This is a genomic window from Pseudomonas sp. R1-15, assembly GCF_051132085.1.
Taxonomy (GTDB): Bacteria; Pseudomonadota; Gammaproteobacteria; order Pseudomonadales; family Pseudomonadaceae; genus Aquipseudomonas.
This window is the reverse complement of the sequence record NZ_CP071660.1, coordinates 477133-490947: the sequence shown is the minus strand read 5'-3', so window position 1 is coordinate 490947 and position 13815 is coordinate 477133. Positions and strand designations below refer to the sequence as shown.

Below are 13815 nucleotides of genomic sequence, written 5' to 3'. Positions count from 1 at the left end.
CATGCATAACCCCTGCGCCGTCATCCCGGTCTACAACCACGAAACCGCCATCGCGACGGTGGTCCAGACGTTGCTTGGCAACGGTTTGCCCTGCGTGCTGGTGGACGACGCCAGCAGCCCGGCCTGCGCGGCGGTGCTGGAGCAACTGGCCGGGCATGAGCGGGTTCACCTGGTCCGGCTGGCGGTGAACCAGGGCAAGGGCGGCGCGGTGATGACCGGCCTGCGGGAGGCTTCGCGCCTGGGCTTCAGCCACGCCTTGCAGGTCGACGCCGACGGGCAACACGACCTTGGCGACGTGCGCACCTTCATCGAGCAGTCCCGCGCCCACCCGGACGCGCTGATCTGCGGCTATCCGCTGTACGACGCCAGCGTGCCGAAGGGCCGCCTGTACGCGCGCTACCTGACTCACGTGATGGTCTGGATCAACAGCCTGTCGCTGCAGATCCGCGATTCGATGTGCGGCTTCCGGGTCTATCCCCTGGCCCCCACCCTCGCACTGATCGACTCGGCGAACATCGGCAAGCGCATGGACTTCGATTCGGACATCCTGGTGCGCCTGTCCTGGCGCAACCAGCCAATGCACTGGTTGCGCACCCGCGTGCACTACCCTTTGGACGGGGTTTCGCACTTTCGCCTGTTCCACGACAACGTGCTGATTTCACGCATGCATACTCGGTTGTTCTTCGGCATGCTGGTGCGCTTGCCGGTGATTCTCTGGCGGCGGTGGCGAGCATGAGCACAGACAAACAGCACTGGGCAGACCGCCAGGAACGCGGCAGTTTCTGGCTGATGAAACTCACCGCGTTGGCTGCGAAGGTCCTTGGCCGAAGGCTTCTCACGCCGGTGCTGTACGGCATCGTCCTGTATTTCTTCGTTTTCGGCCGCAGTGCCCGGCAAGCGGCGTGGCAATACCAGCAGCGGCTCGCCGACTGGAGCCGCCAGCCCGAGCTGCGCCCGACGCACCGGCGAGTGTTCGGACAGTTCATGGCTTTTGCCGACTCGCTGCTGGACAAACTCGACGTCTGGAACGGCAAACTGAGCATCGAGCAGATCGAAATCGTCGACCCGGCGCTGCTGCGCAATCACCTGCGCGACAGCCGTGGGCAAATGCTGGTGGGCGCGCACCTGGGCAATCTGGAAATGTGCCGGGCCCTGGCCGAACTGGGCGAGAAAGTCACCATGAACGTGCTGGTGCACACCAAGCACGCCGAGCAGTTCAATCGCTTGCTCGGCGAAGCCGGCGCCACGCACCTGCGGTTGATCCAGGTCAGCGAGCTGGACCCGCTGATCATGCTGCAACTGAGCGAACGCCTGGAGCGCGGCGAATGGCTGGCGATCGCCGGCGACCGCGTGCCGCTGCATGGCGGGCGCAGCGTGACGGTGGATTTCATGGGGCACCCGGCCGCCTTCCCGCAAGGGCCCTGGCTGCTGGCCGGTCTGTTGAAATGCCCGGTCAACCTGCTGATGTGCCTCAAGCACGAGGGACGTTATCGCGTCACCCTCGAACCGTTCGCCGATGCCGTGGTTTGGAAACGCAACGAGCGCGAACAGGTGATCGCCCATTGGGCCGGCCTGTACGCCGCCCGTCTGGCGCATTATTGCCTCCAGGCGCCACAACAGTGGTTCAACTTTTACCCTTTCTGGAAGACCGATGACCAAGCCCATTCCTGAGCCGGTAACCTTCGGCGAACACGCCTTGCGCATCGAAGACGTGCTGGCCCTGGCCAACCGTCAGGCGCCGACGCAACTGCAGGCTGACCCGGCGTTCCGCCAGCGCATTGCCAAGGGTGCGCAATTCCTCGACTCGTTGCTGGACAAGGAAGGCGTCATCTATGGCGTGACTACCGGCTACGGCGACTCTTGCGTGGTGGCCGTGCCGTTGCACCATGTCGAAGCCTTGCCGCGACACTTGTACACCTTCCACGGCTGCGGGCTGGGCAAGCTGCTCGATGCCCAGGCTACCCGCGCCGTGCTGGCCGCGCGATTGCAGTCGCTGTGCCACGGCGTGTCAGGGGTGCGAGTGGAACTGCTGGAACGGCTCCAGGCCTTTCTCGAACACGACATCCTGCCGCTGATACCGGAAGAAGGCTCGGTGGGCGCCAGCGGCGATTTGACGCCGCTGTCCTACGTCGCCGCCACGCTGTCTGGTGAACGGGAGGTCATGTTCCGTGGCGAGCGCCGGCTGGCCGCCGACGTGCACCGCGAGCTGGGCTGGACGCCGCTGGTGCTGCGGCCCAAGGAAGCCCTGGCGCTGATGAACGGCACCGCAGTGATGACCGGCCTCGCCTGCCTGGCCTTCGCCCGCGCCGATTACCTGTTGCAACTGGCGACCCGGATCACCGCGCTGAATGTCGTCGCCCTGCAAGGCAACCCGGAGCATTTCGACGAGCGCCTGTTCGCCGCCAAGCCACACCCGGGCCAGATGCAGGTCGCCGCGTGGCTGCGCAAGGACCTGGCCATCGACGCACCGACAGCGCCGCTGCATCGCCTGCAGGATCGCTACTCCCTGCGCTGCGCCCCCCACGTACTAGGGGTGTTGGCGGACAGCCTGGGCTGGCTGCGTTCGTTCATCGAAACCGAGCTCAACAGCGCCAACGACAACCCGATCATCGATGCCGAAGCCGAGCGCGTGCTGCATGGCGGGCATTTCTACGGCGGGCACATCGCCTTTGCCATGGACAGTCTGAAAAACCTGGTGGCCAACGTCGCCGACCTGCTCGACCGCCAGCTCGCACTGCTGGTGGACGAGCGCTACAACCATGGCCTGCCGAGCAACCTGTCCGGCGCCAGCGCCGAGCGGGCGATGCTCAACCATGGCTTCAAGGCCGTGCAGATCGGCACCAGCGCCTGGACCGCCGAAGCCTTGAAGAACACCATGCCGGCCAGCGTGTTCTCGCGCTCCACCGAATGCCACAACCAGGACAAGGTCAGCATGGGCACCATCGCCGCCCGGGACGCGATCCGTGTGCTGGAGCTGACCGAACAGGTGGCCGCCGCGACCTTGCTGGCGGCCAACCAAGGCGTGTGGCTGCGCAGCCGTGTCGACGACGCGCGACCGTTGCCGCCAGCGCTGGCCGCCATGCACCGGCAACTGGCCGAAGACTTCCCGCCGGTCATCGAAGATCGCGCCCTGGAAGGCGAATTGCGCTTGTGCCTGCAACGCATCGCCGAGCAACACTGGAGGCTGCATGCGTAGCCAGGGCGTTCTGCACGTTGACACCCGGATCGTGGTGCCGTTTTTCGACGTCGACTCGATGAACGTGGTCTGGCACGGCCACTACGTTAAATACCTCGAAGTGGCCCGCTGCGCCTTGCTCGACCTGATCGGCCACAACTACAACGACATGCTCGAGTCCGGCCATGCCTGGCCGATCATCGACCTGCAGTTACGCTATGTGCGCAGCGCGGTGTTCGGCCAGACCCTGACCGTGCGCGCCAGCCTGGTGGAGTGGGAAAACCGGCTGAAGATCAATTACCTGATCAGCGACGCCGCCACCGACGAACGCCTGACCCGGGCAAGTTCGGTGCAGGTCGCCGTGGACATGGCCAGCCGTGAAATGCTGCTGGCCTCGCCTCGGGTATTTGTCGAAGCCGTCGAGAGGAAACTGTCATGAAACGCCTGTTCATCTGGCTGCTCCTGTGTGGCTTGCCGCCGCTGGCCCAGGCGTTCGACCTGCAGCAATTGAGCGAGCAACTGGCCCGCCCGGAGGTGATCCACGGCCAGTTCATCCAGGAAAAACATCTGCGCGCCCTGCCCCAGCCGCTGATCAGCAAGGGCCGTTTCGTGCTGGCGAAAAACCACGGCCTGCTGTGGCTGCTGCAAACGCCGCTGCAACAGGACTACCGGATCACGGCCAAAGGTATCGCCCGGCGCGATGGCAACGCCTGGCAGACGCTGCCGAACAAGAGCGCCGGCGCCGAGCAGAACCGCCTGTTCCTGGCGGTGTTGCAGGGCGACAGCAGCGGCTTGCAGCGGGATTTCGAGCTGAGCCTGTCGGGCCAGCCGCAGCAGTGGAAACTCACCCTGACCCCACGCTCGGTGCTGCTCAAACAAGTCTTCAAGCAGATCAATATCGACGGCGGCGAACTGGTCCAGCGCATCGAACTGCTGGAAACCCAGGGCGACAGCACCGTACTGCGGATGCAAGACGCTACCGGCGCGCAACCCTTGAGCGAAGCGGAGCAACATGACTTTGCCGAGTGAACGCAGGCTACCGAGGCTGTTCCTGGTCCTGCTGCTGGCGGTGCTCGCGCTCGCCGGTTGGCAATGGCGCAACGGTGCGCCGCTGTCGGCCAATCTCATGGAACTGGTCCCGGGCACATCCCCGGACGCCTTGGAGCTTGTCGCTGAACAGCGCATGCAGGAACCGCTCAATCGCGAGATCCTGGTGCTGGTCGGCCACGCCGATCGCCAGCAGGCCATCGCCCTGGCGCAAGCCCTCGGCGAGCAATGGCAGGCCAGCGGGCTGTTCGACAAGGTCCAATGGACGCTCCAGGCCGACTTGCCGGCGCTTCGTTCGCAGTTGCTGGATGGCCGCTTGGCGATGCTCTCGGCAGTCGACCGGCAACAGTTGATCGAGCAGCCCCAGGCGTTTATCCAGCAGCGGGTACAGGCCCTGTTCGACCCGTTCAGCGGCTTCAGCCTGGTGCCCAGCCAGGACGACTGGCTCGGCCTGACCGGGCGCATCCAGAACAGCCAGCCACAACGCGGTGCGATACAACTGGACGTGGGCAGCGGCGCGCTGGTCGCCGAAGCCGATGGCAAGCATTGGGTAATGCTGCGAGCGCGTACCCAGGGTAACGCCTTCGACATGCAGCTGCCGCTGCAAGTCGCCGATCTGCTGCAACGCAGCCGTGATCAAGCCAGCCAGGCCCAGGGCCAATTGCTGGCGGCCAGCGGCCTGTTGTATGCCGCCAGTGGCCAGCGACAGGCTTCGCGCGAGATCACCTGGGTCGGCGGCGGCGCGACGGTCGGCATCTTGATGCTACTGTTGCTGGCGTTCCGACGCTTTGCCGTGTGGCTGGCGTTCGTGCCGGTGCTGGTCGGCATATTGTTCGGCGCAGTGGCGTGCGTGGCGCTGTTCGGGCGCATGCATGTGATGACCCTGGTCCTGGGTTCGAGCCTGATCGGCGTGGCGGTGGATTACCCGCTGCACTACCTCTCCAAAAGCTGGAGCCTCAAGCCATGGCGCAGCTGGCCGGCCCTGCGCCTGACCCTGCCGGGCCTGAGCCTGAGCCTGGCGACCACTTGCATTGGCTATCTGGCGCTGGCCTGGACGCCCTTCCCGGCCTTGACCCAGATTGCTATCTTCTCTGCCGCCGGCCTGGCCGGCGCCTATCTGTCGGCGGTCTGCCTGTTGCCGGCCCTGCTCAAGCACGCCGACCTGCGCCCAGCGCAATGGCCGCTACGCCTCTGCGATAACCTGCTCAGGTGTCGCGAAGTGCTGCTGGCGCGGGTGCGCACGCCGATTCTGCTGGCCTTGTTGCTGGCCTTCTGTGGTGGCGGTCTCTGGCAACTGACCAGCAAGAACGACATCCGCCAGTGGATCGGCACGCCCCAGCACCTGACCGACGAAGCCCGCGATGTCGCGCGCATCACCGGCTTCCAGCCGACCAGCCAGTTCTTCCTGATCCGTGCCGATGATCAAGCGCAGTTGCTCGAACGCCAGACCGCCCTCAACGAGCGGCTCGACCAGTTGATCGGCCTGGAAAAACTCCAGGGCTACCTGTCCCTCAATCAACTGGTCAGCCCACCCGCCGAACAGGAAAAACTCCGCGCAGCCCTGGCGCGGTTGCCCGCGTTCTGGCAACCGCTGCTGGACTTGGGCGTGCCGCTCGCCGCGCTGCAAGCGGAGTTGAAGCAGTTGCAGGCCTTGCCAACCGCCGACATCGATGCCGCATTGAGCGGGCCGCTGGCCGAACCCTACCGCATGCTCTGGCTCGGTCCGACGGGCCAAGGCGTGGCGGCGGTGGTCAGCCTGCAAGGCTTGAACGATGCCGCGTTGCTCCGCGTGCAGGCGGTGGATCTGCCCGGCGTGCAATTGGTGGATCGCCTCGGCGACCTCAACCGCGTCTTCGCCGCCACGCAGGTCAGCGCCGCCGAACTCAAGCTGGCGTCCTGCGTGCTGATCGTGCTGGTGCTGATCTGGCCGTTCGGCGTCGGCGGGGCCCTACGCGTCGTCGCCCTGCCGCTCCTGGCCGCGCTGTGCAGCCTGGCGAGCCTCGGCTGGCTGGGGCAACCGTTGACGCTGTTCAGTCTGTTCGGCCTGTTGCTGGTGACGGCCATCGGGGTCGACTACGCCATCCTCATGCGTGAACAGATCGGCGGGGCCGCCGTGAGCCTGCTGGGCACGCTGCTGGCGGCGACCACCACCTGGCTGTCGTTCGGCCTGCTGGCGTTGTCCAGCACGCCGGCCGTGAGCAACTTCGGTCTCGCGGTGAGCCTGGGGCTGGCGTTCAGCTTCATGCTGGCGCCGTGGGCTGGGCAGCAGGCCCATGCGAATGCCGCTACGGAGCCGGTGCAATGATGACCCCGCTGTTCTGGTTGATGGCCCTGGCGCTGTTTGCCGTGGCGACGATTGTCGGGCGGCGCTGCGGACTGATCCCGATCGTCAGCCAGTTGCTGCTGGCGACGTTCGGCCTGCCCTTGCTGATGTATTTCTGGATCGAACCGGGCTGGCACCTCAGCGGTGCGCAACTGGTCTCGCCGGTGTGGTTGAAGAACCTCTACAGCCTGGCGTTCGCCCTCTTGTTGGGGCATATCCTCAGCGATGTGATCGACCTGCGCCTCGACCGCCAGAGCGTGAAGATCGCCCTGCCGAGCTTTGGCGTGCCGTTTGCCTGCGGCCTGGCGACCGCGTTCTGGCTGCTGCCGCCGCAACCGTGGATCAGCTCGCTGGCGGTGGGGCTGCTATTCGCGATCACGGCGATACCTGTGCTGTATCTGTATCTGCGCCACATCGCCTACCCGCCCGACGCGACCCGCCGCCTGGTGCAGACCGCGATCCTGATCGACCTGATCTGCTGGAGCCTGTTCGCCCTGGCCCAGGGCAGCCTGCACCTGGGCAGCCTGCTGCTGCCGCTGGCCGCCGCCGGCGTGCCGTTGCTGCTGCGCCTGGCGGGCCTGCGCCAACCCTTGCTGCACAGTGGCCTGTTCTTTGCCCTGCTGGTGGTGGCCGAACATTACCGGCTCAACGCGCTGATAACCGGCATCGGCTATCTGCTGTGCATGGCGGCGCTCAAAGTGCCGCTGGTATTGCCGCTCGGCGCCGCGTGGATGCACAGGTTGCAGACCTACCTGGCCATTCCGTTGATCCTGACGTTCGGCATTGTGCAGATCAATGTGCACAGCGCCCTGGACAGCCTCGGCTGGGTCCAGCTGGCGGCGTTGCTGCTGTTGCCGATTGCCAGCAAACTGCTGGGCAACTGGCTGGGGCTGGGTTGGGCCGGAGCCTCGTTCGCCGGTGCCAGCCGCTTTCGGGAAAGCATCCTGCTGAATATTCGCGGCTTGAGTGAAATCGTCTTTCTCAATCTGTTGCTGCAACAACAACTCATCAGCCCGGCGCTGTATTTCGCGCTGATGCTGATGGGGTTGTTCGCCACATTGCTGCCGGCCCTGGCCGGCTTTCACCATATTCCCTCGATTGCCGTCCCGGCGAGGAGCCCCCGTGTCAACAGTTGAAATGGAACGTCGACAGGTCGTCATCATCGGCGCAGGCCCTTCCGGCGCCATCGCCGCCGCACTGCTCAAGCGCAAGGGCCACGATGTGCTGGTCATCGAGCGCCAGCATTTCCCACGGTTCTCCATTGGCGAAAGCCTGCTGTCCCATTGCCTGGATTTCGTCGAAGAAGCCGGCATGCTCGAGGCGGTCAACGCCGCCGGGTTCCAGCGCAAGAATGGCGCGGCATTCGCCTGGGGCGAGCGCTACAGCGCCTTCGATTTTGGCGACACCTTCAGCGAAGGCAAGCCCACCACGTTCCAGGTCCAGCGCGCCGACTTCGACAAGTTGCTGGCCGATCAGGCGGCGCTGCAAGGCGTGGAAATCCGCTACGGCCAGGCCATCGCCAGCGCCGATTTCAGCCTGGTCAAACCGCAACTGGGCGTGCAGCGCGAAGACGGCAGCGAGTACCGCGTCGAGGCAGACTTCGTCCTTGACGCCAGCGGCTACGGCCGGGTCCTGCCGCGCCTGCTGGACCTTGAGGCGCCGTCGAACTTCCCGCCGCGCCAGGCGGTGTTCACCCACATCGAAGACCGCATCGACAGCCCGGCATTTGATCGGGAGAAAATCCTCATCACCACGCATCCGACCCAGCGTGACGTGTGGTTCTGGACCATTCCGTTCAGCGGCGGTCGTTGCTCGGTCGGCGTGGTCGCCGCGGCGGAGCATTTCGAAGGCCGCACCGACGACCTCGATGCCTGCCTGCGCGGCTTCATCAACGAAACCCCAAGCCTGGCCAGCGTACTGGGCAATGCCGTGTGGGACACGCCGGCACGGACCATCGGCGGCTACTCGGCCAACGTCAAGACTCTCCACGGCCCTGGCTTCGCCCTGCTGGGCAACGCCGCGGAATTCCTCGACCCGGTGTTTTCTTCCGGCGTGACCATCGCCATGCGCTCGGCAAGCATGGCCGCCGGCGTGCTGCATCGTCAGCTGCAAGGTGAACAGGTGGATTGGCAGAGCGAGTTCGCCGAACCGCTCAAGCGCGGCGTCGATACCTTCCGCTGCTACGTCGAGGGCTGGTACGCCGGTACTTTCCAGGATGTGATTTTCTACAGCGAAGGCTCCGCCGACATTCGCCGCATGATCAGCGCGATCCTCGCCGGCTATGCCTGGGACCAGCGCAACCCGTTCGTCAGCGAACCCAAACGGCGCTTGCGCATGCTTTCGGAAATCTGCGCGAGCCCGGCGCCATGAGCAAGCAACCATGAGCTACCTGAGCGACAACTACGTCGAAGAAACCCGCTTCGGTTTCTGGTTCCTGCGCAGCCACACCTGGCAGCACCATGTGCTGCGCGTGGCCATCGACGATTTACGCAGCCTGTTCAGCTCCTCGCCGCCGGCCAATCCGGTGCTGCTGGATGCCGGTTGCGGCCAGGGCAAATCGTTCCGGTATCTGCGCCAGGTGTTCGCGCCGCAACGCCTGATTGGCGTCGACGCTGACCCTCACAGCCTGAATCTGAGCGCCGCGGAAGCGGCTCGCCAGGGCGTGGCCGTGGAGCTGATCGGCAGCGACTGCGCGACATTGGCGGTGCCCGATGCCAGCGTCGATTTGCTGTTCTGCCACCAGACCTTCCATCACCTGGTGGAACAGGAAAAAGCCCTCACCGAGTTCTATCGCGTGCTCAAGCCCGGCGGCTACCTGCTGTTTGCCGAGTCCACCAAGGCCTACATCGATACCTGGGTGATCCGCTGGCTGTTCCGCCACCCGATGCAGGTGCAGAAAAGTGCCGCGCAGTACCTGGCGATGATTGCTAATCAAGGGTTCCGCTTCGAAGACTGCAACGTCTCCTATCCGTACCTGTGGTGGAGCCGCGCCAGGGACTTCGGCCTGCTGGAACGCTGGGGCCTGCGCCGGCCCAAACCGTTTGGCGAGCGCGAGGAAACCCTGGTCAACGTGGTGGCCCGCAAGCCGCTCGAAGGGGTAGCCGGATGATCCGTGGTCTGCTTGCAGGTTTTCTATTGCTGCTCAGCGCCTGCGCCAGCCAGGCACCACTGCCCGAGCGCATGCCGACCCTGGCGCTGCCGCTGCAATTGCACGTCGAACGGCAACTGGACGGCCAGCGCCAGGATTGGCTGCTGGTGATCCAGCGCGAAAGCGCCGGCATCCGCTGGTCGATGATGGATCCGCTGGGCATTCCCGTCGCTCGCCAGCGCCTGGTCGACAGCCAATGGCAAGCCGACGGCCTGCTGCCGCCCAATGCCGAAGCCCGGGAATTGTTCGCCGCCCTGCTGTTTGCCCTGACCCCCGAGGCGGAACTGGCCGGCCGTTACCCGGCCGCCCGGCAGCAAGACGCCCGACGAACGCTCGATACCCGCTGGCAGGTGCGCTACACGCAACCGCTGGATTTTCAATTGAGCCTGCCGCAGGGGCCGAATTATCGCATTACACCGTTGAGCGAGAGCGCACGATGACCGCTTATTTGAACGCCTTGGGCGTGGTTTGCGCCCTGGGTCGAGGCAAACAAAACGTTGCCCGCAACCTGTTTGCCGGCGACTGCTCAGGCGTGCGCGTCGAAGCCGGCTGGGTGGCCGAACGGGCATTGCCGGTGGCTTGCGTAACCGGAGAGCTCGCCGCTATCCCTGAATCCATGGCGGCGCAACGCAGCCGCAACAATCAGCTGCTGCTCGAAGCAGGGTTGCAGATTCGTCCCGAGATCGATCAGGCCATCCAGGCTTACGGTCGTGCGCGCATCGGCATCGTGCTGGGGACCAGCACTTCGGGCATCGACGAGGCCAGCCAGGGCATTGCCCACTATCTGCGCGAACAACGATTCCCCGAAGGTTACGACTACCAGCAGCAGGAACTCAGCGCGCCCGCCAACTTTCTCTCCGACTGGCTTGGCCTGAGCGGCCCGTCCTACGTGATCTCGACCGCTTGCACCTCCAGCGCTCGGGCCTTGATGAGCGCTCGCCGCCTGCTCGACCTGGGATTGTGCGACGCGGTGCTTTGCGGTGGCGTGGACAGCTTGTGCAAGCTGACCCTCAACGGCTTTTCAGCATTGGAAGCGGTCTCCGGCGAGCGCTGCAATCCGTTCTCGGTGAACCGCAGCGGCATCAACATCGGCGAAGCGGCGGTGCTGTTTCTCATGAGCAAGACGCCGTCGGACGGGCACTCGATTGCCCTGCTCGGCGACGGCGCCAGTTCCGATGCGCACCACATCTCTGCGCCGGAACCCAGCGGCCGGGGTGCCCGCCAGGCCATGGAAAAAGCCTTGCGCTGCGCCGGCCTGGACGCCAGCCAGATCGACTACCTGAACCTGCATGGCACCGCCACGCAACATAACGACGCCATGGAAAGCCACGCGGTGGCCGGCCTGTTCCCGGCGGGCGTGTCCTGCTCGTCGACCAAGCCGATGACCGGCCACACCCTCGGCGCGGCGGGTGCATTGGAGGCTGCGTTCTGCTGGTTGGCCCTGTCCGGTGAAAATACCGCACAGGCCCTGCCGCCGCACGTCTGGGACGGCCAGGCCGACCCCGAGTTGCCGGCATTGGACTGGGTAACGTCCGACACCCGCTTGCACCCGGACCTGCCCCGTCGCCTGATGAGCAACTCGTTTGCTTTCGGCGGCAACAACGTCAGCCTGATTATCGGAGACGCGCAATGATTGACTGGCCGCTCGCCGAACTGCTGCCCCACGCCGGCGACATGATTCTCATCGACCGGATCCTGTCCTTTGATGACGAGCAGATCCACACCCTCGCCACCGTCAGGCCCGGCGGTCTGTTCAACCGCGACGACGGCGCGCTGCCGGCCTGGGTCGGCATCGAGCTGATGGCCCAGAGCGTCGCGGCGTTTGCCGGTTGCCACGCACGCCAACGCGGCGATGCCGTGGAGCTGGGCTTTTTGCTCGGTACCCGCAAGTTCGAATGCAACGTCGAATATTTCCCCCTCGGCACCGAGCTGACCTTGCACGGCATCCGATCGCTGGAAGACGACAACGGCATGGGTGTGTTCGAATGCCACATCCGCGCGCCGGGCATCCATGCCAGCGCACGGTTGAACGTGTTCCGCCCGCCCCACGCCGCGCAGTACCTCAATGAACCGTCCGCAACAGGAAACCAGCCATGACTGAATCCGTACTGGTCACCGGCTCCAGCCGTGGCATCGGCCGCGCCATCGCCCTGCGCCTGGCCCAGGCCGGCCACGACATCGTCTTGCACTGCCGCAGCGGTCGCGCCGAGGCCGAAGCCGTCCAGGCGCAAATCCAGGCCTTGGGCCGCAATGCCCGAGTGCTGCAATTCGACGTCTCCGATCGCGCCGCCTGCAAGACCATCCTCGAGGCCGACGTGGAAACCCACGGCGCCTATTACGGCGTGGTGCTCAACGCCGGCCTGACCCGCGACGGCGCGTTCCCCGCCCTGAGCGAGGACGACTGGGACAGCGTGATGCGCACCAATCTCGACGGTTTCTACAACGTGCTCCACCCGGTGATGATGCCGATGATTCGCCGCCGCGCCGCCGGACGAATCGTTTGCATCACATCGGTGTCCGGCCTGATCGGCAACCGTGGCCAGGTCAACTACAGCGCCTCGAAGGCGGGCCTGATCGGTGCGGCCAAGGCGTTGGCCATCGAGCTGGGCAAGCGCAAGATCACCGTCAACTGCGTCGCGCCGGGGTTGATCGATACCGCCATGCTCGATGAAAACGTCCCCGTGGAAGAACTGATGAAAATGATCCCAGCCCAGCGCATGGGCACGCCTGAAGAAGTGGCCAGCGCGGTGAATTTCCTGATGTCCGCCGAAGCCGGCTATATCACCCGGCAGGTCCTGGCCGTCAACGGAGGTCTGTGCTGATGAAGCGCGTCGTCGTCACCGGCATGGCCGGCATCACCTCCCTGGGCAGCGATTGGGAGACCATCGCGGCCAACTTCGCCGCCAACCGCAGCGGCATCCGGCGCATGCACGAGTGGGACCGCTTCAGCGAATTGAACACCCGCCTGGCCGGGCCCGTGGACGACTTTCAGGTCCCGGCCCACTGGACCCGCAAGCAACTGCGCAGCATGGGCCGGGTTTCCCGCCTGGCGGTGGGCTCGGCGGAACAAGCCCTGGCCGACGCCGGACTGTTGGACGACCCGTCGATCAAGGATGGACGCATGGGTGTGTCGTGCGGCTCCTCCACGGGAAGCACCGATGAAATCAAGGCCTTCGGCAACATGCTGCTCAACAGCGTCGCCGAAGGTTTGAACGCCAACTCCTACGTGCGGATGATGCCGCACACCACGGCGGCCAATATCAGCATTTTCTTCGGGCTGACCGGGCGCCTGATTCCCACGTCCAGCGCCTGCACCAGCGGCAGCCATGGCATCGGCTATGCCTACGAGGCGATCAAGTTCGGCCGCCTGCCGTTGATGCTCGCCGGCGGCGCCGAGGAACTGTGCCCGACCGAAGCAATGGTCTTCGATGCGCTCTACGCCACCAGCCTGAAAAACGATGCCCCACAAACCAGCCCGCGACCCTACGACAAGGGCCGCGATGGCCTGGTGATCGGCGAGGGCGCCGGCATGCTGGTGCTCGAAGAACTTGAACACGCCCTGGCCCGTGGCGCGCGGATCCACGCTGAGATCGTCGGCTTCGGCAGCAATGCCGACGGCCAGCACGCCACCCGTCCCGAATTGAGCACCATGCGGCGCGCCATGGAACTGGCCTTGGAAGACGCTGGCCTGGAGCCGTCCGCCATTGGCTACGTCAACGGCCACGGCACCGCCACCGAGCAGGGCGACATTGCCGAAACCCTGGCCACCAGCAGCCTGTTTGGCGAACACATGCCCATCAGTTCGCAAAAAAGCTTCCTCGGCCACACCCTGGGCGCCTGCGGAGCCCTGGAATCTTGGTTCAGCATCGAAATGCTGAACCGTGACCGCTACGTGCACACCTTCAACCTCGACGAAGTCGATCCCGAATGCGGCCGTCTCGATTACCTTCGCAACGAGTTTCGCAGCATGAGCAACGAGTACGTGATGAACAACAACTTCGCCTTCGGCGGGGTCAACACCTCGCTGGTTTTTCGGCGCTGGCGTTGAAGCAATCGCAGGAACTGGAAAGAAAAAGGGCACCCTTGGATGCCCTCTAAACAGTCCGGCTCAAAGACAGCCGG

The 13815-nt window shown here is 65.0% G+C and carries 14 protein-coding genes; all 14 read left to right on the top strand.

Going from position 1 to position 13815, the window contains the following annotated elements; all coding sequences use genetic code 11:
* Window position 1: 1 nt before the first annotated feature.
* From J3P97_RS02120 to J3P97_RS02055, 14 genes are read left to right on the top strand one after another with little or no spacing between them, the layout of a single operon-like run.
* Window positions 2-736, top strand: a complete 735-nt coding sequence (locus J3P97_RS02120; protein WP_434673371.1) for a glycosyltransferase family 2 protein — start codon at window positions 2-4, stop codon at window positions 734-736.
* Window positions 733-1671, top strand: a complete 939-nt coding sequence (locus J3P97_RS02115) for a glycosyl transferase (RefSeq protein ID WP_434673370.1) — start codon at window positions 733-735, stop codon at window positions 1669-1671. The genes J3P97_RS02120 and J3P97_RS02115 overlap by 4 nt, the downstream gene beginning before the upstream one ends.
* On the top strand, window positions 1652-3196 hold the full coding sequence (locus J3P97_RS02110; RefSeq protein WP_434602599.1) for an HAL/PAL/TAL family ammonia-lyase: 1545 nt from the start codon (window positions 1652-1654) through the stop codon (window positions 3194-3196). The genes J3P97_RS02115 and J3P97_RS02110 overlap by 20 nt, the downstream gene beginning before the upstream one ends.
* Window positions 3189-3614, top strand: a complete 426-nt coding sequence (locus J3P97_RS02105) for an acyl-CoA thioesterase (RefSeq protein ID WP_434570118.1) — start codon at window positions 3189-3191, stop codon at window positions 3612-3614. The genes J3P97_RS02110 and J3P97_RS02105 overlap by 8 nt, the downstream gene beginning before the upstream one ends.
* Window positions 3611-4204 carry an outer membrane lipoprotein carrier protein LolA gene (locus J3P97_RS02100; RefSeq protein ID WP_434673369.1) on the top strand — a complete coding sequence of 198 codons (594 nt, stop codon included), beginning with the start codon at window positions 3611-3613 and terminating at the stop codon, window positions 4202-4204. The genes J3P97_RS02105 and J3P97_RS02100 overlap by 4 nt, the downstream gene beginning before the upstream one ends.
* Window positions 4188-6527 carry an MMPL family transporter gene (locus J3P97_RS02095; protein ID WP_434673368.1) on the top strand — a complete coding sequence of 780 codons (2340 nt, stop codon included), beginning with the start codon at window positions 4188-4190 and terminating at the stop codon, window positions 6525-6527. The genes J3P97_RS02100 and J3P97_RS02095 overlap by 17 nt, the downstream gene beginning before the upstream one ends.
* Window positions 6524-7681 carry a sodium:proton antiporter gene (locus J3P97_RS02090; protein ID WP_434673367.1) on the top strand — a complete coding sequence of 386 codons (1158 nt, stop codon included), beginning with the start codon at window positions 6524-6526 and terminating at the stop codon, window positions 7679-7681. Before J3P97_RS02095 ends, J3P97_RS02090 begins: the two co-directional genes overlap by 4 nt.
* Complete coding sequence (locus J3P97_RS02085) at window positions 7668-8915, top strand: NAD(P)/FAD-dependent oxidoreductase (RefSeq protein WP_434570125.1); 1248 nt, start codon at window positions 7668-7670, stop codon at window positions 8913-8915. The genes J3P97_RS02090 and J3P97_RS02085 overlap by 14 nt, the downstream gene beginning before the upstream one ends.
* Before the next feature lie 10 nt (window positions 8916-8925).
* On the top strand, window positions 8926-9654 hold the full coding sequence (locus J3P97_RS02080) for a class I SAM-dependent methyltransferase (RefSeq protein WP_434673366.1): 729 nt from the start codon (window positions 8926-8928) through the stop codon (window positions 9652-9654).
* On the top strand, window positions 9651-10133 hold the full coding sequence (locus J3P97_RS02075; protein WP_434673365.1) for a DUF3261 domain-containing protein: 483 nt from the start codon (window positions 9651-9653) through the stop codon (window positions 10131-10133). Before J3P97_RS02080 ends, J3P97_RS02075 begins: the two co-directional genes overlap by 4 nt.
* Window positions 10130-11326, top strand: a complete 1197-nt coding sequence (locus tag J3P97_RS02070; protein WP_434570131.1) for a beta-ketoacyl-[acyl-carrier-protein] synthase family protein — start codon at window positions 10130-10132, stop codon at window positions 11324-11326. Before J3P97_RS02075 ends, J3P97_RS02070 begins: the two co-directional genes overlap by 4 nt.
* Window positions 11323-11790, top strand: coding sequence for a hotdog family protein (locus tag J3P97_RS02065; RefSeq protein ID WP_434653912.1), 468 nt, complete (start codon window positions 11323-11325; stop codon window positions 11788-11790). Before J3P97_RS02070 ends, J3P97_RS02065 begins: the two co-directional genes overlap by 4 nt.
* Entirely contained in the window at window positions 11787-12515 is a 729-nt protein-coding gene (fabG, locus tag J3P97_RS02060) for a 3-oxoacyl-ACP reductase FabG (RefSeq protein WP_434626447.1), read from the top strand. Before J3P97_RS02065 ends, fabG begins: the two co-directional genes overlap by 4 nt.
* Window positions 12515-13741, top strand: a complete 1227-nt coding sequence (locus J3P97_RS02055; RefSeq protein WP_434602591.1) for a beta-ketoacyl-ACP synthase — start codon at window positions 12515-12517, stop codon at window positions 13739-13741. The genes fabG and J3P97_RS02055 overlap by 1 nt, the downstream gene beginning before the upstream one ends.
* Window positions 13742-13815 lie beyond the last annotated feature (74 nt).

Coding starts and splice junctions, on each gene's coding strand:
- J3P97_RS02120 (WP_434673371.1), top strand. CDS start 2: ATGCATAACCCCTGCGCCGTCATCCCGGTCTACAACCACGAAACCGCC.
- J3P97_RS02115 (WP_434673370.1), top strand. CDS start 733: ATGAGCACAGACAAACAGCACTGGGCAGACCGCCAGGAACGCGGCAGT.
- J3P97_RS02110 (WP_434602599.1), top strand. CDS start 1,652: ATGACCAAGCCCATTCCTGAGCCGGTAACCTTCGGCGAACACGCCTTG.
- J3P97_RS02105 (WP_434570118.1), top strand. CDS start 3,189: ATGCGTAGCCAGGGCGTTCTGCACGTTGACACCCGGATCGTGGTGCCG.
- J3P97_RS02100 (WP_434673369.1), top strand. CDS start 3,611: ATGAAACGCCTGTTCATCTGGCTGCTCCTGTGTGGCTTGCCGCCGCTG.
- J3P97_RS02095 (WP_434673368.1), top strand. CDS start 4,188: ATGACTTTGCCGAGTGAACGCAGGCTACCGAGGCTGTTCCTGGTCCTG.
- J3P97_RS02090 (WP_434673367.1), top strand. CDS start 6,524: ATGATGACCCCGCTGTTCTGGTTGATGGCCCTGGCGCTGTTTGCCGTG.
- J3P97_RS02080 (WP_434673366.1), top strand. CDS start 8,926: ATGAGCTACCTGAGCGACAACTACGTCGAAGAAACCCGCTTCGGTTTC.
- J3P97_RS02075 (WP_434673365.1), top strand. CDS start 9,651: ATGATCCGTGGTCTGCTTGCAGGTTTTCTATTGCTGCTCAGCGCCTGC.
- J3P97_RS02070 (WP_434570131.1), top strand. CDS start 10,130: ATGACCGCTTATTTGAACGCCTTGGGCGTGGTTTGCGCCCTGGGTCGA.
- J3P97_RS02065 (WP_434653912.1), top strand. CDS start 11,323: ATGATTGACTGGCCGCTCGCCGAACTGCTGCCCCACGCCGGCGACATG.
- fabG (WP_434626447.1), top strand. CDS start 11,787: ATGACTGAATCCGTACTGGTCACCGGCTCCAGCCGTGGCATCGGCCGC.
- J3P97_RS02055 (WP_434602591.1), top strand. CDS start 12,515: ATGAAGCGCGTCGTCGTCACCGGCATGGCCGGCATCACCTCCCTGGGC.